The 20751-nt window shown below is 59.2% G+C and carries 15 protein-coding genes; 9 read left to right on the top strand and 6 right to left on the bottom strand.

Translation table 11 applies throughout. The annotated features are described in order from the left end of the window. The first annotated feature begins 115 nt into the window (after positions 1 to 115). The gene (locus tag Q7F16_RS15800) at positions 116 to 4945 is read left to right on the top strand and encodes an RHS repeat-associated core domain-containing protein (RefSeq protein WP_409557033.1); all 4830 of its coding nucleotides are present in this window, start codon (positions 116 to 118) and stop codon (positions 4943 to 4945) included. 192 nt (positions 4946 to 5137) lie between these two features. Here the strand turns inward: Q7F16_RS15800 and Q7F16_RS15795 are convergent, their stop codons facing one another. Beyond that, entirely contained in the window at positions 5138 to 5413 is a 276-nt protein-coding gene (locus Q7F16_RS15795; RefSeq protein ID WP_014339722.1) for a helix-turn-helix transcriptional regulator, read from the bottom strand. A gap of 220 nt (positions 5414 to 5633) precedes the next feature. On the opposite strand from Q7F16_RS15795, the gene Q7F16_RS15790 reads away from it, so the two are divergent. The 3 genes from Q7F16_RS15790 to Q7F16_RS15780 all read left to right on the top strand — a co-directional run bounded on the left by Q7F16_RS15790 (position 5634) and on the right by Q7F16_RS15780 (position 8032). Beyond that, positions 5634 to 6038 carry a MarR family winged helix-turn-helix transcriptional regulator gene (locus tag Q7F16_RS15790; protein WP_003204618.1) on the top strand — a complete coding sequence of 135 codons (405 nt, stop codon included), beginning with the start codon at positions 5634 to 5636 and terminating at the stop codon, positions 6036 to 6038. Between the two features lie 52 nt (positions 6039 to 6090). Then, complete coding sequence (locus tag Q7F16_RS15785) at positions 6091 to 7299, top strand: MFS transporter (protein WP_079305506.1); 1209 nt, start codon at positions 6091 to 6093, stop codon at positions 7297 to 7299. A gap of 181 nt (positions 7300 to 7480) precedes the next feature. Continuing rightward, positions 7481 to 8032, top strand: a complete 552-nt coding sequence (locus tag Q7F16_RS15780) for a glutathione peroxidase (RefSeq protein WP_014339719.1) — start codon at positions 7481 to 7483, stop codon at positions 8030 to 8032. Between the two features lie 89 nt (positions 8033 to 8121). On the opposite strand, the gene Q7F16_RS15775 is transcribed toward Q7F16_RS15780, so the two are convergent. From Q7F16_RS15775 to Q7F16_RS15765, 3 genes are all read right to left on the bottom strand, one after another. Beyond that, the gene (locus Q7F16_RS15775; protein WP_014339718.1) at positions 8122 to 9393 is read right to left on the bottom strand and encodes an OmpP1/FadL family transporter; all 1272 of its coding nucleotides are present in this window, start codon (positions 9391 to 9393) and stop codon (positions 8122 to 8124) included. 144 nt (positions 9394 to 9537) lie between these two features. After that, positions 9538 to 10020: a hypothetical protein gene (locus Q7F16_RS15770; protein ID WP_409557034.1), complete on the bottom strand. Its 483-nt coding sequence runs from the start codon at positions 10018 to 10020 to the stop codon at positions 9538 to 9540. 276 nt (positions 10021 to 10296) lie between these two features. Then, positions 10297 to 10521: a hypothetical protein gene (locus tag Q7F16_RS15765; protein WP_003204606.1), complete on the bottom strand. Its 225-nt coding sequence runs from the start codon at positions 10519 to 10521 to the stop codon at positions 10297 to 10299. A gap of 954 nt (positions 10522 to 11475) precedes the next feature. Here Q7F16_RS15765 and Q7F16_RS15760 point away from each other — a divergent pair. Both Q7F16_RS15760 and rmuC read left to right on the top strand, forming a co-directional pair. Further along, on the top strand, positions 11476 to 11799 hold the full coding sequence (locus Q7F16_RS15760; protein ID WP_024616481.1) for a sel1 repeat family protein: 324 nt from the start codon (positions 11476 to 11478) through the stop codon (positions 11797 to 11799). Between the two features lie 188 nt (positions 11800 to 11987). Next, positions 11988 to 13376 carry a DNA recombination protein RmuC gene (rmuC, locus tag Q7F16_RS15755; RefSeq protein WP_161798346.1) on the top strand — a complete coding sequence of 463 codons (1389 nt, stop codon included), beginning with the start codon at positions 11988 to 11990 and terminating at the stop codon, positions 13374 to 13376. Positions 13377 to 13531: 155 nt separating this feature from the next. On the opposite strand, the gene Q7F16_RS15750 is transcribed toward rmuC, so the two are convergent. Both Q7F16_RS15750 and Q7F16_RS15745 read right to left on the bottom strand, forming a co-directional pair. Continuing rightward, entirely contained in the window at positions 13532 to 17002 is a 3471-nt protein-coding gene (locus tag Q7F16_RS15750) for a hybrid sensor histidine kinase/response regulator (RefSeq protein ID WP_409557035.1), read from the bottom strand. Positions 17003 to 17251: 249 nt separating this feature from the next. Next, positions 17252 to 17791 carry a TetR/AcrR family transcriptional regulator gene (locus Q7F16_RS15745; protein WP_014339713.1) on the bottom strand — a complete coding sequence of 180 codons (540 nt, stop codon included), beginning with the start codon at positions 17789 to 17791 and terminating at the stop codon, positions 17252 to 17254. Positions 17792 to 17894: 103 nt separating this feature from the next. On the opposite strand from Q7F16_RS15745, the gene Q7F16_RS15740 reads away from it, so the two are divergent. From Q7F16_RS15740 to Q7F16_RS15730, 3 genes are all read left to right on the top strand, one after another. After that, positions 17895 to 19085, top strand: coding sequence for an MFS transporter (locus Q7F16_RS15740; protein ID WP_409557036.1), 1191 nt, complete (start codon positions 17895 to 17897; stop codon positions 19083 to 19085). A gap of 68 nt (positions 19086 to 19153) precedes the next feature. Then, on the top strand, positions 19154 to 19465 hold the full coding sequence (locus Q7F16_RS15735; RefSeq protein WP_046062494.1) for a cupin domain-containing protein: 312 nt from the start codon (positions 19154 to 19156) through the stop codon (positions 19463 to 19465). A 103-nt stretch (positions 19466 to 19568) separates the two neighbouring features. Beyond that, positions 19569 to 20717 (top strand): TDT family transporter, encoded by a 1149-nt coding sequence (locus Q7F16_RS15730; protein ID WP_409557037.1) that lies wholly within the window; start codon positions 19569 to 19571, stop codon positions 20715 to 20717. Positions 20718 to 20751: the final 34 nt, after the last annotated feature.

Raw genomic sequence — 20751 nt, 5'->3', positions numbered from 1 at the left:
ACCCCAATGAAAGGCAAGATCAACACGAACGGGCATTAAACTATGTCGGGCGGCAGTGCGACACCCGTTGCATTGCCGATATTCAATTGACTTTGATTTATATGTGGAGTTGACGATGACTGCGTCCACCGCTGTGCACTCCAATGCTTTCAATTTCATGAGTTTTATCCAGACTGGTGTAGATCCTCGGACCGGCTTTTATACCGTGTCGTTATCATTGACGGAGCTTTTCAGTAACTATTTGCGTGGTCCGTCTGTGCCGTTGATGCTCAGCTACAATCCGTTGAATACCGTTAATAGCGGTTATGGCAAGGGTTGGAACCTTGCGCTAAGTCAGTACACCCCAAGTAGCCAAGTTGTCTCGGTGTATTCGGGGCAGACATTCAAAGTCACCGGGCCATACGAAGGCGTTGCCAATCGTATGCGGATGAAAGAGCAGAAAATCGAGGATTTTCAGTTTTATCAATTGCCGGACAACCAGTTCAAGATCGTTCACAAGTCCGGGCTTGTCGAAGTCTTGGAGCCCAAGGGGGCCAGCCCGCAGGTGGCCGTGCCGGTAAAAATGTATTCCCCGCAAGGGCACCGGATCACCTTGGAATATGTGACTGTCGCTTCTGGAGCGCCGATGCTCAGCGCCATTCGAGACAGCAATGGTCTGGTGCTTCAAATCACCCGCAACCTCATCTCTCAGGCCGTCACTATAGGCTTTATGCCCGTCAATGGTTCGCCGTTGGCCGAGGTGGTCCTGGACATGAAGAGTGATCGTGTCGATCGAATCACATTACCGACAACGGAGCATGCGGGTTGGCGCTTCAAGTACGACACCGAGAAAACCCTGGATTGCATCAGCGCTGTCTGGACACCTTTTGGCGCCCATGAAACTGTTCATTACAACGATGTGGGTCATGGCTTTCCCGGTAGCGGCAACGAGCAACGCAAGCTGCCAAGGGTGACCGAGCATATTACCGATCCCGGTGGTGGCCAGCGTTCCATCGCGGTGAAGTATACCTATGGCACGGATGGCCATAATTTCCTCGGCTACGGCAGCGGCATAGAGTGGTCGGATGATGGTCTGGATAACCTTTATAAACGACTTGATGCCTACGAGTATGAATCCACCGAAACATTGATGGTCGGGACTGACGCGGTGCGCAGCGTGACGCGCCGGTTCAATCGCTTCCACTTGCTGGTTTCGGAAACAACCCTTCAGGGAACGCATCAGCAGACACAGAAAACCCATTATTACGCGGATGATGACGATACGTTGTCTTTCGATGCGCAACCACGCCAGTGCCAGTTGCCCAAAAAGGTGAGTACCCGCTGGGAGTTGACGGACGATGCGCGTAAGTGGCGTGAAGACATCGAGAGAAGCGAGTATGACATCCACGGCAACCAGACCTTGAGCGTTCAGGCCAGTGGCGTCACCGAGGCGACGTCCTACTACCCGGCTGCCGGGGTTCCTGGTAAGTGCCCCGAGGATCCATACGGGTTTGTCAGGCATGTCGAGCAAACAACGGTAACGCCTGCAACGGATCCGGAGTTGGTACCTGATCTGCAGGCAGGTGCGCCGACCCTACGGACCCGGTACAGCTATAGGACACTGCCAGCACTGGATAGAAGCGAAATCAATGAACTCTGGATCGCCAAGGTCGAGGAATGTTTGCAGCAAGTCGTTGGCCAGACCGACGTTTTGTTGGAGAGCACGAACATCGATTATTTCGATACGCCTGCCGATCCGTTGGTCCATGGGCTCGAGAGCCTGAAAACAGTCACGTTGCTGGCGCAGGACAGTCATTACGTTTCTACGACGGGGTATGCATACAGGATCAAGACGGATGAGGAAAAGTCTGAAGATAACCAAGTAAATAACGCCAACGAAATACTCCTCGGTGAAACCGTGTTCGCGACGACCGAGACCTTTACCGGCCACGACAACCTGGTCAAGGCGGTCAGCGCCGAGCGCTCGCTACTCAACGGCGAACCCTTGCTGACCCAAGACAAGGACATCAGGATTCGTACGACCTATGACGCCTTGTTGCGGGTATTGACGGAAACTGTCGCACCCGGTGATCCCGACTACGCGGCGACGCGCACCTATACCTACAGACTCATCCGCCCGACAGACGAGGGTCAGGAACCGGCAACCGGGCAGGCATTCCAGGAACTCGAAAACGTCAAGAAGATCAAGACCCGCACTTGGTTCGATGGGCTGAACAGAGCGATCAGGGAAGAACAGCAGGATGCCGACTTCTCCAATGGCGCGTATCGGGATGTCTATCGGGCGACCTACAACGCCTTGGATCAATTGATTGAAGAGCAGGAAGTCGACTGGCTGGAAGTCGACCCGCTGACACTGAAAACCACGTATACGTTTGACGATTGGGGGCAGCAGTCCAGCAGTACTGACGCGGCGGGCGTGACTCAACATGCCGTGGAAGATCCTATTGCCTTCACCACCACGGAATGGACGGAGGGTATGGGCAAGAGCGTCACTACCACCAACCGTCTCGAAAAACCGGTGAGCATTCAGCGCTTCGATCTTGCTGGAAGTTCAATCAGTATCCACAGCTATCTGTATGACGGCCTGGGCCGTACGGTACGGGAAGACAACGCAGCGGGGTACAAGACGTCCTACACTTACGATGTTTTCGATCGCATGCTTGAAACCACATTGCCGACGATGGACAAGGTGGTTCGTGAATACGCGGGCCACAGCCGTGGCGATCTGCCGACGTTGATCAAGGTGGGTAACACAGAGTTGGGTACACAGGCGTTCGACAGCCTGGAGCGTATCAACCAGTCGACGACTGGAGGGCGGATCACTCGACATGAGTACGACACCAGTTACAGCAAGGCCAATCGAGTCATCCAGCCCAGCGGCGATGTCATCCACTACGAATATGCCTATGAGCTGACGGATGAGCCGCTCTCGCGCAATGCGGTGGCGGGCAAGGAAACAATTAGCCGCCTGAAAGAGAATCCCACGCCGATCAAAGCCATTTATGACTACGATTCGCAGGATGCACGGCTCATCAGCTCGTCAGAACTCGATATCGAGTTGGGCCGTACTTATGACGTTCAGGGGCAAGTAAAGACCGAAACCCGCACGATTGTGGATGTCGCTGATCCGTATGAAATGAGTTATGTCCATAGCCGGCTCGGAAGGCTGATTCGTTATCACGACGTCACGGGACAGGTTCAGTCGTTTGAATATGATCGAATCAATGGCCGGCTGGCCTATACCCAGCTTGGGGAGCAGGGCTCCGAACACTCTATCAGGAGTGACTTTACCTATAACGACCAGGGGCTGACGGCGCGTATCGCGACCGTGGATGGTGCGAACAGCAGCGCGATCATCGATCTTGAATACGATGCACTGGGGCGTGAAACACTGCGCGTGTTCGATCTCAATGGCAGCAAGTCATGGTTGAAGCAGCTCTGGAACGGGCTGGACCAGATCGAGCAGCGTGAGTTGAGTGAAGGGGCGAGCGAGGGTGAAACCTTACTTCGCAATGAAACCTATCGATACGAACTTCGCGGGCGACTCGAAGAATACCGCTGTGAAGGCCCGCAATCGCCGGTGGACCCCCTTGGCAACCACATATCTCGGCAACTGTTCTTCTTTGATGCCTTGGATAATCACGAACAAGTGCGTACCACCTTCATCAAGGGCCAGGCGACTGAAAGCAATACGGCTCGTTTTGAATACAACACCCCGGATCCGACGCAATTGACACGGGTCGTCAACAGCCATGCCGACTACCCGGATATCGAACTTGAATACGATGCCAACGGCAATCTGATCAAGGACGAAGAAGGCCGGACTTTGTCTTACGACCTGCTGTCCCGTTTGGTCGGTGTGAGCGCATCCGACTCGGGCGGGAGCAGATTTTATGCTTATGACGGCGGCGATCAGTTGTCGGCCAGCGGTAGCGATGCCAACCGGGAGCAACAGTTCTATCGCGATGGGAAAGCGGTCAATTCGATCGGTGCTACACAGAACAGAACTTATGTATCGGCCGATGGGGTGACGCTCGCGGAGCGGCAGGAGGGTGCGCTCCCAAAGTCTTTATTGCTGGCCGCTGACTACCGCGGGAGCGTGCTGAGGGAGGTCGACGGTGGCGAGGTGAGTGAAATCGCCTATACCGCCTACGGCTATCGCGATGCGGCGCAACCGGTTGCTTCACGTCCAGGCTACAACGGTGAAGTCAGGGATGAGACTGGCTGGTATTTGCTGGGTAATGGTTATCGGGCGTTCAATCCGCTGTTGATGAGGTTTCATAGCCCGGACAGTTGGAGTCCGTTTGGGGAGGGGGGGCTGAATGCCTACACTTATTGCCTGGGGGATCCGATTAGTTTTACGGATCCGACGGGGCACGGTGTTGTTGGTTTTTTACAGAAAATATTTGGATTTACATCAAAATCTGCGGCTGCTGAGACCAATACGGTTTTAGGTGCAGGGACTGCGGGTGTTTATCGAAAACTCCTCGCGGATCAGCCACCATCAAACGTCAAGTATAACCCTCTATATGATGGATCCGAGGTATCTGCGGCGAGACCTGAACCCGTACGCTTGGTGACAGAGATCCCAGGAAATGGCGAGCCTCCGCCCAGAAGGGGAGCTGTAGGCGCTATACCAAGTAATCGCCGCGTGAAGGTAAAAAGCGATAAGTCAGCGCGCCCGAATCTGACGGCTGCTGAGAGAGCTAAGAATAAGCTAGCGTGGATAGAATACAGACGAAGACAATATCCTGACAGATATGAAAAAGCTCTTAGGCTTAGTCAGCCGGGAAAACAGGTTGGTGTGACAGGACATGGGTCTCCAATAGTAACAACTGAGCTCGTAATGGGTTTTGATTATGAATTCGGTGTTGCTATTCGCCAAACGGTCGTGCGTGTTCGAACGGTTGCAAGAGGTGGGAGATTCAAGGATATGTATACCTAGGAGGGGCTCAATCTCATAAATGGTTGTCTATGAACTGGAAAGCGATTAACTGTGCTGTCGCTTTCCAGTTTCGGATCTTATTGAGCATGAGTTCAATGTTTGCTTTCGCTGAACCTCACCCGAACCCAGGCTCATGAGAGCCTCGACAGAGTCAAATGACACCCGACCGCGGGAGAGATACTTTCAGAACGCTCAGATCAACCCCTGTTCACGCGCAATCTTCCCCGCGAGATGCCGCGAACTGACACCGAATTTTCGGCGGATGTTATTGAAGTGGTAATTGACGTTGGCCTCGCTGCAATCGACGATAACGGCAATCTCCCAGGAGGATTTGCCGGCCTCGCTCCACTGCAGAAATTCCTTTTCCCGGTTGGTGAGGCGGATGGTTTGCGATTGTTTGCTCTCCGTGGGGCGGAAGCGGCCCTGATACGGCGACGAACGTCCAGAAAATACGGTGCTGTGGTACATGACTGAAACTCCCATTCATCATCATTGATGGCGTGGGGGTGGCGGAATCTTCCTACTTCTTGATGGCATGGTTCGCACGACCCATCTTCAGACCCTGAGGCAGGGCTGGAGGCACGGTCTCGTTATATCCCGATTCCAGCCGCCTGAAACCTGTCAGACATGACAGGTCGAGTCTTCAATAAAATTTGCATTCCACCAATCACGGGTATATACACGCACCATGCTTCCTTCCCAATGTTTGTGCATCAACCTGCGTCGTGCCGCACGTGGCGTCAGCAGGTATTACGACGGCGCCCTCGACGGCTTCGGGATCAACGTTGCCCAGTATTCTTTGCTGAGCAACCTGGCGCGCCTGGACCAGCCGAGTATTTCTTCCCTGGCCGAGGCCATGGGCCTGGACCGCAGCACCCTGGGGCGTAACCTGCGGGTGCTGGAAGGCGAAGGGCTGGTGGCGCTGGCCGAGGGTGACGACCTGCGTAACCGCATTGTCGTGCTCACTGAAACGGGGCAGGCCCGGCTGGCGGCGGCGTTGCCGGCGTGGGAAGCGGCGCAGCAGAAACTGATCGATAAGCTGGGCGCCGAAAAGCGTGCGACCTTGCTGGCCTTGCTGGATGAACTGGCGTGAAGCCGGTTCGTTCGATGATAAGTGGGTATATACCCGCGAGCGGAGAACAAGAATGACATCGATGTGGCGTACCTGTGGTTGGGTCCTGGTGGGCAGCGCGCTGATCCTGGCGTTGTCCCTGGGCGTGCGGCATGGCTTCGGCCTGTTCCTGGCGCCCATGAGTAGCGAGTTCGGCTGGGGTCGTGAGGTGTTCGCCTTTGCCATTGCCTTGCAGAACCTGATCTGGGGCCTGGCGCAGCCTTTCACCGGCGCGCTGGCCGACCGCTTCGGTGCGGCGAAAGTGGTGCTGATCGGCGGTGTGCTGTACGCACTGGGCCTGGTGTTCATGGGCATGGCCGACTCGCCATGGTCCTTGTCGTTGAGCGCGGGACTTTTGATTGGCATCGGCCTGTCGGGCACGTCGTTCTCGGTGATTCTGGGTGTGGTCGGACGTGCCGTGCCGCCGGAAAAACGCAGCATGGGCATGGGTATCGCCAGTGCCGCCGGTTCCTTCGGCCAGTTCGCCATGCTGCCCGGTACGCTGGGGCTGATCGGCTGGCTCGGTTGGTCGGCGGCGTTGTTGGCGCTGGGGCTGCTGGTGGCGTTGATCGTACCGCTGGTGAGCATGCTCAAGGACGCGCCGTTGCCGGTTGCCGGCCATGAGCAAACCCTGGGCGAAGCCTTGCGTGAGGCGTGCAGTCATTCCGGGTTCTGGTTGCTGGCGGTGGGCTTTTTCGTTTGCGGATTCCAGGTGGTGTTCATTGGCGTGCATTTGCCGGCGTACCTGGTGGACCAGCACCTGCCCGCCAGCGTCGGCACCACCGTGCTGGCCCTGGTCGGATTGTTCAATATCTTCGGCACCTATACCGCCGGTTGGCTGGGTGGGCGCATGTCCAAGCCACGCCTGTTGACCGGGTTGTACCTGTTGCGGGCAGTGGTGATCGGTTTGTTCCTGTGGCTACCGGTGACGACCACGACGGCGTACTTGTTCGGCATGGCGATGGGCTTGCTGTGGCTGTCGACCGTGCCGTTGACCAACGGCACGGTGGCGACCCTGTTTGGTGTACGAAATCTCTCTATGTTGGGTGGGATCGTGTTCCTGTTCCACCAGTTGGGCTCTTTCCTCGGTGGTTGGTTGGGCGGGGTGGTGTACGACCGCACCGGTAGCTACGACTTGATCTGGCAGGTGTCGATCCTGCTCAGCCTGCTGGCGGCGGCGTTGAACTGGCCCGTACGTGAACGTCCGGTGGCGCGTCTGCAAGTCCAGGCCAGTGCAGCATGAGCCGCATCGGCCCGTGGTTGATCGCTGCTGGCGCCGGCCTGCTGCTGGCGTTCGCCTGGTGGGGCTGGCATCAGGGCGGGTTGGCCTTGATGCAACTGGGCATGGGCAACTGCTGAACAATGGACGGCATCGGACGCTGCGAGTAACGTCGTGGTCTGACGTGCTTTTAAGGAAAATCGACATGTTGATGCGCTGGTTTGCTGTTCCCGCCCTGTTGCTGGCTGTGACCGGGCAAGTCTGGGCCGCCGGTTGCCCACCGTTGCTGGAGGGTTCGTTGCCCAAGCTGCGGGCCAAGGAAACCATTGATTTGTGCCAGCGCTTCGCCGGCAAGCCGCTGGTGGTGGTCAACACGGCCAGCTTCTGTGGGTTCGCCCCGCAATTCAAAGGCCTCGAGGCGCTCAACCAGCGCTACAAGGACCAAGGGCTGCAAGTGCTGGGTGTGCCGTCCAATGACTTCAAGCAGGAGTCCAAGGACGGTGCTGAAACCGCCAAGGTCTGCTATGTCAATTACGGTGTGACCTTCACCATGACCGAGCCACAACCGGTGCGCGGTGCGGATGCGATACCGCTGTTCAAGCACTTGGCTGAACAATCCGGCGCGCCGAAATGGAATTTCTACAAGTACGTGGTGGACCGCCAGGGCAAGGTCGTTGGTAGTTTTTCCAGCCGGATCAAGCCTGACGATCCCGATTTCATCAAGGCGGTAGAAGCGGCCATTGCTTCCAAGCCCTGATCGCGGGCCACGAAAAAGCCCCGCCTCTTTGCAGAGCGCGGGGCTTTTTTTGCTTCAGGTGGCGAGTGGTTCAGGTTCGCCGTGAAACATCAGAAGCGGTAGGTTGCACCGACACCGAAACCGTTGGCGCTGTTCTCGTATTCAGCGTTGTAGGATTGGCCGAGCGCATTGCTGCCGCCGACTTTGACTTTTTCTTCCTTGAGGTAGGAATAAGCCACGTCGATGGTCAGGTCTTCTGTCGGGCTCCAGCCGGCGCCCAGGCTGAAGATGGTCCGGTCGCCGGTCGGAATGCGTGGCGAGCGGTCCTGATTGTTGGTCGGCGACTGGTCGAAGGTCAGGCCGGTACGCAGTACCCACTGCTTGTTCAACTGGTAGGAGGTACCGATGGCGTAGGCCCAGGTGTCATGCCAGTTCTGTTCTTCAGTGATGCTGGTGAAGAAGTTCGGAGCCAGCGGGCCAGTCACACCTTCATTGTTCACGGTGATTTCTTTCAGGCGGCTCCAGCGAGTCCAGGTGCTACCGGCGTAGACGGTCCAGGCATCATTGATTTGTTGGGTGACCGAAAAATCCACCGACTCAGGGGTCGTGATATCCAGCGAAGCATCGTAGCGACCGCTGTCAAGCAGGAAGGCAGGTGTACCCGCTCCCGGGCTCACTTCAGTGTGGCCTTCAAGCTTGTACTTGACCTTGGAGTGGTAGGTCAGGCCAACGCGAGTAGTGTCGGTCGCCTGGACCAGCAGGCCGATGTTGTAGCCGTAGCCGATGTCGTCGCCCTTGATCTTCACGCTGCCGTCATTAGGCGACAGCGGCGTGGTCAGGTCCGATTCCAGGGAGCCGGAAATACGGTTGATGGTTGGGCCGAAACCGATCGATACCTTGTCGTTGAAGGCATAGCTGACGGTTGGCTGGAACGTGACGACCTTCACTTCGCTCTTGCTGCCGAAGTTGCCGCCCTGGAAGCCATTTTCATAATCGGTGATCAAGCCGAACGGTGCGTAGACACCCAGGCCGAACGCCCACTGATCATCGATAGGCTTGACGTAATAACCCATCGGAACGCCGGTGAGCGGGACCATGTCGCCTTTGTTGGTGCCGGACTGGGTGCCGCTGGCATCGTTGATATCGGTGGAGGCATCAATGGCAGCGAAGCCACCGGTGACTTGCTGGCGCTTGAGGCGCGACATGCCGGCAGGGTTGCCAAACACGGTGCTGGCGTCATCGGCAGCGGAAGAGCGACCTGCGAAACCAGTGCCCATTCCACTAATGCTTTGTTCGTTCAAGGCAAAGCCACTGGCGAAGAGTTGAGTGGATGCCAAGGTAACGGCAAGGCCAAGGGTGGTTTTGAGCATCATTTTTTTCATTGTTAGAACTCCTGGTGATCACCGGGGCGAAAATTACCAACATTTTCGTTCAAGCGCTATAGCCTGTATCGCTTGATTTAGAGCGGTTTTGTAGGACAATCAGACCAGATTCGCGACCGTTGTAAGAACTTTCCAAATTTCCCGTCAGCAAGCGACCTGGTTCAGTGGTGAAACACAGCTTTCCCAGGCGCAGGTGAAATCGCGCAGGCGCCCTTGGGGATGAAAGGTCTGTCGCCAGATGCGGGCCATGCCCAGTACGTCATCGGCTTCGGGAAGCGGAGTGTTCTGTTCCTCCACCAGTAGCCAGGCAATGGCGGTGGCGTAGCGCAGGTTGACGGTCAATTCCAGGTGCGGGCCGCTGAGAAAGGCGTGCTGGCTGGCCAGGCCGCGTACGAGGCTGGCACGTTCCGGGTCCAGCGCCAGGTAATGATCCCAGAGTGCCTGGTGTCGGGGTTCGGTAATGCGATACAGGCCGTGCCCGCGGCGATCATGCAGGGCTGAACCGAGGGCGGACTGGCTGGCGGCGATGCCCAGCAACAACGATTCCGCGGTTGCGCTATGACGGTCAAGGTAGAGGAGCGTCGGGCGGATCACATATCGACACAGTTCGCTGGCAGCGATACCCATAAAACCCTCGAAGTGTGAAAGGGGCGGAGCCTGAAGAGTGTGGGCTTGGCAGCGGTGGATCGGTCCAGGCCCCGCCGGAAGCGGATCATGCCGCTTGACTTGAAGTGTAGTGTCATATTTGCGCTGTAAAGGACTGTTTTTAAAACATCTTCAACGAACGGTTATAACTGTTATATCCCTTGGTGCTTACGCCGTTTCGCTTGATCGAGAAATTTCAGGCAATAAAAAACCCCGCTTTCTGGGCGGGGCTTTTGGGTTTTCAGTCTTTCTGGCGTCTCAGGCAACCAGTGCCTGGCGGGTACGCTCGATCACGGCCTGCAGCGGCTCGGCGCTGGAGTACTGATCGGGGTACAGGCGTTCGCTGTGACGGGCGATGCCGTGTTCGTTGACCAGGGTGAAGCTGAAGCAGCCTTTGCGAGCGGCCATGATCAGGCAGTTCATCGGGGCAAAAGCGTTGGTGAGGGTGCGGATAGCATCCTGTGCGTGGATTTGAGTAGACATGTTATGGGTGTTCCTACAAATGACACGGTTAAGAACCGTGCAACGTTAAAACGTTCCAGTAACGTCGACCACCATTGGTCGAACGAAGAACCCGACTGGAACAAAGCAGCCAGTTTGAGCGCTATATGAAGTGCGCGCTTGGGCTGGCAGGTAGGTACTTAGGAGGGCAGGCAACACATCAAGGGCAAAGGTTCTGGGCCCGGGGTGAAGATCCTGATCAATTTGCAGGTTGGTTCGGTCAGAGTAATGAGCCTGGCAACACCCTTTGCATTCGATCAAAGGCTGTGTTGGCGCAAGGTTTACCTGGAAACCATCGAGGGGGCCGGTCTCCTTTTTTCGGTGAGGCGTCCTTTGAAGGATGGCTGACCGTGGAGATGTGTTCGACCCGGAATTGACTTTCAGCTTGGTACTAACGCCGCGGATAGTAACGGATCGAACCCATGAAAGGAAGGGCGTTGGTTAAAAAATATTCAGAAGACTGATAAGCCGCTGTGGGGGCGCGGGTGCATAGCACAGGATTCAAGCGCATGCAGGTACGCCCTTGCCACCGACGTCGCCCGCAAGGCCTGAGGTTTATCCCCAGGTTTTACCGCCAGATGCGCCAAAAAAATGCAGCGTTATAACCAGTTCGGCTGTTACTTGTGCACACTCGCTACACCACTTGTCACCGTACTGTCATGTCGAAACAATCCGGGGTGGGTGCCTGTATCCAAAATTTAAGTCAATGAAAAACATCGCTTTTTTTTACTGGTGAAAAAATCGTCAGTTTAAGCGCAGGCCCCGTTCCACAGGGCTTTGCGCGAGTTCAGGGTGGGTTGTCCACTGAGTTATCCACAGCTTCTGTGGATTGTCCCAAGCGCTTGCTCTAGCACGGGCGTGCTGGTTTTTTTCGGCTTTACCCGTGCGAAAAAAGGAGTAGAGTGGCGCGCCTTCCGATCTGTCCCACAGTGTTTTATGAAGTTTCGCTCAGTATCAAATCCTGTTACCTCCACACCCCCTGGTGTTACCCCACCCAAGCGTATTTCGATGCGGGTGGCTGAGTGGTTGCTCGACAGCCCGCGACTGGGGGACAGCCCCAGCGTCAAACACTTGGCCGGCCGTTTACTCAAGCAACCGGCCCGTGAAGGTGTGGTGGCCGCGCAAAGTCGCCTCGGGCAGTTGATGTGCCGTGAATGCGGCAACGCCCGGGATCGACGCATCGGCCATGACCTGCTGCGCCAAGCCGCGCGGGCCGGCGATGATCGAGCCCGCCGGGCCCTCGGTGAAATCGAAGGCTGAAAACGAAGACCGAGCTGGGCAACCCCCAGCCGCTTGGTTAACCTTCGGGCTTTATTTGATCGGTAGGAATTGTCATGGCTATGGATTTGACCAGCCTGTTGCTTGGCCTGGCAGGCGCTGCGGTGCCTTTGCTGGCACTGGCCTGGCACCTGCAACGCCAGGCCGGTGCCGCGCAGAACGAGCAGGCCCTGCTGGAAGAGCGCCTGGCCACAGCCCACATGGCCCACGATGGCCTCAACGCCCAGCTCGATGCCTGCCGCGACGAGATCAGCGACCTGAGCCAGGCCAACGCCGCCAAGCAAGCCGAGCTCGCCGCAGCCTGTCGTGAAGTCGAGTTGTTGCAGATCGAGCGCGACAATGCCCGGGATGCGGCCCACGCCTGGAACCTGGAGCGCGCCAACAAGGAAGCGGAACTGCGGCGGCTCGACGCCCAGGCGGCGTCGTTGCATGCCGAACTGCGCGAACAGCAGGAAAGCCATCAGCAACGCCTGGATGACCTGCAAGGTTCGCGAGACGAGCTGCGGGCACAGTTCGCCGAACTTGCCGGGAAGATCTTCGATGAACGTGAGCAGCGCTTCGCCGAAACCAGTCAGCAACGCCTGGGCCAGTTGCTCGATCCGCTGAAGGAGCGCATCCAGTCCTTCGAAAAACGCGTTGAAGAAAGTTATCAGGCTGAGGCCCGGGAACGTTTCTCCCTGGGCAAGGAGCTGGAGCGCTTGCAGCAATTGAACCTGCGCCTGAGCGACGAGGCGACCAACCTCACCCGCGCGCTCAAGGGGCAGAAGACCCAGGGCAACTGGGGTGAGTTGATTCTGGAGCGGGTGCTCGAACATGCCGGCCTGGAGAAGGGCCGCGAGTATCAGACCCAGGTCAGCCTCAAGGGCCCGGACGGCGAGCGTTTCCAGCCGGACGTGTTGATTTATCTGCCTGGCGACAAGCAAGTGGTGGTCGACTCCAAGGTCAGCCTCACGGCTTATCAGCAGTACGTGGCCGCCGAAGACGACGCCATAGGTCAACACGCCCTCAAGCAACATGTGGCGTCGTTGCGCGCTCATGTCAAAGGCCTGGCCGGCAAGGATTACAAACGCCTGGATGGCCTGCACAGCCTGGATTTCGTGCTGTTGTTCGTGCCGATCGAAGCGGCGTTTTCCGCAGCCCTGCAAGCCGAGCCGAACCTGTTCCAGGAAGCCTTCGACCGCAACATCGTGATCGTCAGCCCGACCACATTGCTGGCGACGCTACGGGTGATCGACAGCTTGTGGAAACAGGAACGCCAGAGCCAGAACGCCCGGGAAATCGCCGAGCGGGCCGGGTGGCTGTATGACAAATTCGTCTTGTTCATCCAGGACCTGGACGAGATTGGCAGTCGCTTGCAGCAGTTGGACAAAGCCTACAGCGCGGCGCGCAACAAGCTGACGGAAGGGCGCGGCAACCTGATCAGCCGCAGCGAACAACTCAAACTGCTCGGCGCCCGGGCCAGCAAGAGCCTGCCCAGCGAATTGCTCGAACGGGCGATGACCGATGCGGATGGGCTGCCTGAGTTGCCGGAAGAAACCGGCGAGAAAACCCAGGGCTGAGCACAACCCCAGGGCTGAAGCAGAAACTTGTGGCGAGGTCATCTTGTGGGAGCAAAGCTTGCTCGCGATGGCATCCTTGAGACCGCCATCGCGGGCAAGCCTTGCTCCCACAAGATTTTCCATCGCCACAGGGGAACAGCGTGTTCCTCTGCCCATTACAACGGCAAATGCCGACTCAACAACGCCCGCAACGCCGCTGGCTTCACCGGCTTGGCCAGGTAATCCAGGCCTGCGGCATGCACCTGGGCTATCATCTCAGGTCGGCCGTCGGCGCTGATCACCACACCGGGGATCGGTTCCCCCATGCGCGTGCGCAACCAGGCCATCAGCTCGGTGCCGGTCTCGCCGTCGTCCAGATGAAAATCCACCAGGGCCAGTTGCGGTCGACCGCCCTGGGCCAGCCAGCGCTCGCATTCTTCCCGGTTGCGCGCCGTCCACACCTGGCAACCCCAGCGTGTCAGCAGGCTGTTCATGCCGATCAGGATGCTGTCTTCGTTATCGACGCACAGCACCAGCGCGCCGCTTGGCAAATGACCGTTGGGTTCAGCCGCGGGGCTCGGTGCGACGACCTGTGTATGGGCCAAGGGGACGCTGACGCTGAATACGCTGCCACGCCCCGGCCAGGAGCGCACGCGCAAGGTATGGCCCAGCACGCGGCAGAGCCCGTCGGCGATGGCCAGGCCCAGGCCCAGGCCTTTTTCGGCGCGGGTCTGGTGGCTGTCCAGGCGCTTGAACTCTTCGAAAATGACCTGCAGCTTATCCTCGGCGATGCCCGGCCCACGATCCCAGACTTCCAGGCACAACTCGCCGTTGCGTCGGCGTACGCCCAACAGCACCGGGCCCTTGGCGTAGCGGAAAGCGTTGGTCAGGAAGTTCTGCAAAACCCGCCGCAACAACTTGATGTCGCTGTCCACCCGCAGCTGTGAACCGCGAACCCGGAACTTCAAGCCTTGTTCCTGGGCCAGCGCCGTGAATTCGGCGCCCAAGGTGTCGAACAATTCGTTGAGGACGAACGGCTTGCGGTCGGGGTTGATCTTGCCGTTCTCCAGGCGGGAGATGTCCAGCAGGTCGGTGATCAGGTCTTCAGCCGAGCGCAGCGAACTGTCCAGATGCTGCACCAGTTGCCGGGCCTCGCTCGGCAAACTCTCATGCTGGTGGGACAGCGCGGCGGAGAACAGCCGCGCGGCGTTGAGTGGTTGCATCAGGTCGTGGCTGACCGCCGCCAGGAACCGGGTCTTGGATTGATAGGCCGCTTCGGCGGTGCTCTTGGCTTCGGTCAGGGCCAGGTTCAGCTGTGACAATTCCCGGGTGCGCTCGGCCACCCGTTGTTCCAGCCCCTCGTTGGCCTCGGTCAGTGCTTGTGCGGCTTCACGGAACGCGGTGATGTCAGTGAAACTCATGACGAAACCGCCACCGGGCATCGGGTTGCCGATCAGCTCGATCACCCGGCCGTTGGGGAACAGCCGCTCAGAGGTATGGGCGCGGCCCTGGCGCATCCAATGCAGGCGTCGGGCGACATGGACTTCGGCTTCGCCTGGGCCGCAGAGGCCGCGTTCGGCGTTGTAGCGGATGATATCGGCAATGGGCCGGCCGACACTGATCAAGCCGTCCGGATACTTGAACAGCTCCAGGTAGCGACGGTTCCAGGCCACCAGCCTGAGAGACTGGTCGACCACGCTGATGCCCTGGCTGATGTTCTCGATGGCGCCTTGCAGCAGGGCACGGTTGAACTGCAGCACTTCCGACGCTTCATCCGCGATCCGGACGACGTCTTCGAGCTGCATCTCCCGACCTTCAATGGCGGCTTTTACCACAGCCCTTGTCGAAGAAGCTCCGAGTACACCGGCCAGCAGGCGTTCGGTGTGGGCGATCCATTCGCTGTCGGCGTTCTGGGTCGGATTGAAGCCTTTGCCCTGGCGGTAGGCAAAACGGATGAAACTCTGCCGTGCCCGTTCCTCGCCGACGAAGCGAGCGGCCAGTTGCAACAGGTCTTCGATGTGCACCGCCAGCATTGAGCGCGGGTTGGGGCGGGCGCTGATTTCCTGGCCGATGAAGCGTCCGGCCTGCCAGTGTTCCGAGACGCGTGTGCGCGAGAGCATGGAGACCCAGGCAAACAGCGTGAAGTTACCGGCCAGGGACAGGACCACCCCTTGGGTCAGTGGAGTAATCGGCAGGCTCAAGGGGTTGCCGTGCAACCAGGCCAGCCCCGGGAAACTGCTGAGCGACCAGCCCAGGCTGTGGGCGGCGATCGGCAACACCAGGGTGTAGAACCACAGGAAGATGCCCATGGCGAGGCCGGCGAACACACCGCGACGGTTGGCCTGTTTCCAGTACAGCGCGCCGAGCATGGCCGGGGCCAGTTGGGTCACCGCGGCGAAGGCGATCTGGCCGATGGTCGCCAGGCTCGCCGTCGAACCCAGCAGGCGGTAGCTGACGTAGGCCAGCAACAGGATCACGACGATGCTCACCCGTCGCACCGAGAGCATCCACTGGCGGAACACTTCGAAGGGCCGTTCGGCGTTATTGCGGCGCAACAGCCACGGCAACAGCATGTCGTTGGAAACCATGGTGGACAGCGCGACACTTGCGACGATCACCATGCCGGTGGCCGCCGAGGCGCCGCCAATGAACGCCAGCACGGCCAGGGCCGGATGGGCCTGGGCCAGCGGCAGGCTGATGACGAACGAGTCCGGCAGTACCGAGCTGGGCAGCATCATTTGCCCGGCGAGGGCGATGGGCACCACGAACAGCGCGGCCAGGGCCAGGTAGGCAGGGAATACCCATTTGGCCAGGCGCAGGTCCTGGGGATCGATGTTTTCCACCACGGTCACATGGAACTGCCGCGGCAAGCAGATGATCGCCATCATCGCCACCCCGGTCTGCACCACCATGGACGGCCAGTTGATGGTTTCTTTCCAGTACTGCTCCAGGCGTGGGGCGAGCATCGCCTGGTTGAACAGGTCACCGAAGCCGTCGTACAGGCCGTACGTCACGAACGCACCGACCGCCAGGAAGGCGAGCAGCTTGACCAGGGATTCAAAGGCAATCGCCAACACCATGCCGCGGTGGTGTTCGGTGGCGTCCAGGTTGCGGGTACCGAATACGATGGTGAACAGCGCCAGGATCAGCGAGACGATCAGCGCGGTGTCCTGGGCGCGGGTGCCCATGGCATCGGCGCCAGCACCGATCAACAGGTTCACCCCGAGCACGATGCCCTTGAGTTGCAAGGCGATGTACGGCAGCACGCCGACCAGGCAGATCAGCGCGACCACCACTGCCAGGGATTGGGACTTGCCGTAGCGGGCGGCGATGAAGTCGGCGATGGAGGTGATGTTCTCCTGTTTGCTGATCATCACCATTTTCTGCAGGACCCACGGCGCCAGCACCAGCAGCAGGATTGGCCCGAGGTAGATCGGCAGGAATGACCAGAGCTGTTCGGCCGCCTGGCCGACGGCGCCAAAGAACGTCCAGCTGGTGCAATACACCGCCAGCGACAGGCTGTAGACCCAGGCCCGCACCCGCGGCGGCAGCGGTGTGCTGCGCCGGTCGCCGTAGAAGGCGATGGCGAACATGATGGCCATATAGGCCAGGGCGACAACGGCGATCAGCCCGCTGGACAACGACATGGAAACTCCCGGACGAAGACACCGGGACTTGAGCCCGGCAGGACAGTCTCGCATGCCCGCACGGGTTCGTCAGTGTCGACCAAGGTCGAGGCGTGGTGGGGTGTCGCAGGTGGGGGGATTCTTGGGTTATGCAGGGGGTTGCTGGCCTCATCGCGAGCAAGCTCGCTCCCACATTTGATCTGCTGCGAACGCAAAATCTATGTTCGCCCAGGACCCAATGTGGGAGCGAGCTTGCTCGCGATGGAGGCCTTACTGAACCAACGCAATATCCACCAACTGATACAACTCCCCAACCTCAAGTGGCGCGGTGGCAAAGAGGATGCGAAACACCGTCGGCGCCACCACCACATTGATCAGCCGTTCGACGCCAGGATTGGGCTCATCGGGGTAGCGATCCAGGATGATCTGCAACTGACGGCTGAGGATCCCCACGCAATACCCCGGCGTGGCGCAGGCCTGGATGTCGCGCATCATGTTGCGACCGGGCTCGGAACTCATTTCGTCCAGGTATTGCTCAGCCCAGGCGCGCAGGTCGCCACGCAAGCTGCCGGTGTTGGCCGGTTCGCTGTCGGGGCGCAGGCGGGCGATGGCGACGTCGGCCAGTAGCGCGGGCAGATCGCCCCAGCGCCGGTAGATGGTAGACGGCGTCACTCCGGCACGCGCAGCGATTTGCGGCACGGTCAGGGTCGCGCGGTCCTGCTCTTGCAGCAGGTCGCGGACCGCCGAATGAATCGACTCTTGGACCCGGGCGCTTCGACCGCCGGGGCGTAAACCTTCTTTAATTGCCATGCGTCAGACCTTAACACAAAGAATTTGCTTTAAGCGCACACCGGTAGCACACTTCACAAAAGCAAAAAATTAGCTTTTGCGAATATTCCTGTGGAGCGTGCCCATGTCCCGTCCAGCTTCGACCCGCGCCAGCCTGATATTCCTGGCGCTCACCTTGCTCGGCTTTCTCGCCGCGTCCAGCGCGCCGACGCCGTTGTATCACCTCTACCAGGAACAATTGCAATTTTCCCCGGCCGTCCTGACGCTGATTTTCGGTGTGTACGCGTTCAGTCTGTTGGCGGCCTTGCTGACCGTGGGTTCGCTGTCGGATTACCTGGGCCGCAAACCGGTGATCTTCGCGGCATTGTTGCTCAATATGCTAGCGATGCTGCTGTTTATCAGCGCCGACAGCGTTGCCTGGTTGATCAGTGCCCGGTTGATCCAGGGATTTGCCACCGGCATGGCCACCAGCGTGCTGGGGGCGGCCTTGCTGGATTTCGACCGTCGGCAAGGCCCGCTGATTACCAGTGTCGCGCCGCTGTTGGGCATGGCATGCGGGGCGCTGGGCTGTGGCCTGCTGGCTGAGTTCGCGCCGTTGCCCTTGCAACTGACGTACTGGCTGCTGTTGGGCTTGTTCCTGGCTCAGGCCGTTTACCTCTGGCGCCTGGCGGAAAGCGTCAGCCCGCAACCCGGTGCCTGGCGGTCCCTGCGGCCAACCCTGCATGTGCCGCCCCAGGCGCGGCAAGCCTTGTGGCGGGTCCTGCCACTGGACCTGGCGGCCTGGGCGGTGGGCGGTTTCTACCTGTCACTGGCACCGTCCCTGGTGCGGGCGGCAACCGGATCGACCTCCAATCTTATCGGCGGCGCGCTGGTGGCGGTGCTGACCCTCAGCGGAGCGTCGTCCATCTACCTGTTGCGCAACCAAGGCGCAGACAAAATGTTGCGCCTGTCCGCGAGTTTGCTGGTGATTGGCCTGGCGCTGGTGCTGGCGGCGGTGCATGGCGCCAGCTTGCCGTTGTTCTTCGTCGGCACGCTGGTCACCGGCGGCGGCTTTGGCGCAGGATTCCTGGGCGCGCTGCGCAGCATCATGCCGCTGGCCTTGCCCCACGAACGAGCCGGCCTGATGTCGGCGTTCTATGTCCTCAGTTACCTAGCCTTCAGCCTGCCGTCGCTGCTGGCCGGGAATCTGACACGGGTGTTCGGACTGATCCCGACCACCGATGGCTATGGCGCGGTGTTGATTGTGCTGTGTGTCGTCGCGTTGTTGGGGTTACGTCAATCCATGAGACCGGTCAGCGATGGCGCGCGGTCTTGAAACCAAGCATGCAGGCGCTGCTGGCAGTGGGTTAGTCTTGGCGACTCAGCCTTTTTCCGGACGATCCCTTGAAAATCATTCGCAGCAAATCCTTCACCGGGGACCGCGCCTGGGCGGCGCTGGATATTGCCAATATGAACGGCATCACCACGCGCCTGCACTGGACCGATCAGCCGTACAAATGGCACATCAATGACGGCGAGGAAGTCTTCGTGGTGCTCGATGGGCAAGTGCAGATGTGCTATCGGGAAGAGGGCGTCGAAAAGGAGACCTTGCTGGAGGCAGGGGACATTTTCTACGCATCGGTGGGCACTGAGCATGTGGCCAAGCCCTTGGGCGAAGCGAGAATCCTGGTGATCGAGACCGAAGGCAGCGTCTGATGGTTATCTGAAAAACCGATAACATATAGAGAAGTTACCCGTTATATAGATATTCGATCCGGCTCTAGCATGGCTCCACCTCATCCGAGGACAGGAGTTCGCCATGACATGCTGCGCTGCAAAAAACCGCTTGCGTCCCTTAAGCCATTTGCCCAGGCCGCTGGAGGCCATTCGCCAATTCACGCCTAACTGGTTTGCCATCGTCATGGGCACCGGTGTGCTGGCGCTGGCCTTGGCGCAATGGCCGGCGTCGATGCCCGGCCTGCGCGCCCTGGGCGAAGGCTTGTGGTTGTTCAACACGCTGTTGTTCGTGGTGTTCGCCCTCATGTACACGGCCCGTTGGGTGCTGTTCTTCGACGAAGCGCGACGGATTTTCGGCCATTCAACAGTCTCGATGTTTTTCGGCACCATTCCCATGGGGCTGGCGACCATCATCAATGGCTTTTTGCTGTTTGGGCTGCCGCGCTGGGGAGAGGGCGTGGTGGCGGTGGCCGAGGCGTTATGGTGGATCGACGTGGCCATGTCGCTGGCCTGTGGCGTGCTGATCCCGTTCTTGATGTTCACCCGCCAGGAACACCGCATCGACCAAATGACCGCCGTGTGGCTCTTGCCGGTGGTGGCCGCCGAAGTCGCAGCCGCCAGCGGCGGGCTGTTGGCGCCGCATCTGGCCGACGCCCATGGGCAACTGGTCATGCTGGTGACCAGCTACGTGCTCTGGGCCTTTTCCCTGCCAGTGGCGTTCAGCATCCTGACGATTTTGCTGTTGCGCATGGCCCTGCACAAACTGCCTCACGAAAACATGGCCGCCTCGAGCTGGCTGGCCCTCGGCCCTATCGGCACCGGCGCCCTGGGCATGTTGCTGCTGGGCAACGATGCCCCGCTGATTTTTGCCGCCAATGGCCTGCCCGGCGTAGGCGAAATCGCCGCCGGGTTGGGGCTGGTGGCCGGCATCACGCTGTGGGGGTTGGGTTTGTGGTGGATGTTGATGGCGCTGTTGATTACCGCGCGCTACCTGCGTGCAGGCATTCCCTTCAACCTCGGCTGGTGGGGTTTTACCTTTCCCCTGGGCGTGTACGCGCTGACCACGCTGAAGCTTGCGGACCTGCTGGGCCTGGGTTTTTTCAGCGTGTTCGGGGCTGTGCTGGTGGCGATGCTGGTGGTGATGTGGCTGATCGTCGGGCGGCGTACGCTCCTGGGCGCCTGGCACGGTGAGTTGTTTGTGTCGCCCTGTATTGCAGGGCTGGCGAAATAATCGCTAAAGACAGGTAATGTGTGGCCTGGATCGA

The sequence above is a fragment of the Pseudomonas sp. Lb2C2 genome, from assembly GCF_052112205.1.
In the GTDB taxonomy this organism is placed as follows: Bacteria; Pseudomonadota; Gammaproteobacteria; order Pseudomonadales; family Pseudomonadaceae; genus Aquipseudomonas; species Aquipseudomonas kilonensis.
The sequence above is the reverse complement of the archived record's forward strand: the minus strand, read 5'-3'. Positions and strand labels throughout refer to the sequence as shown.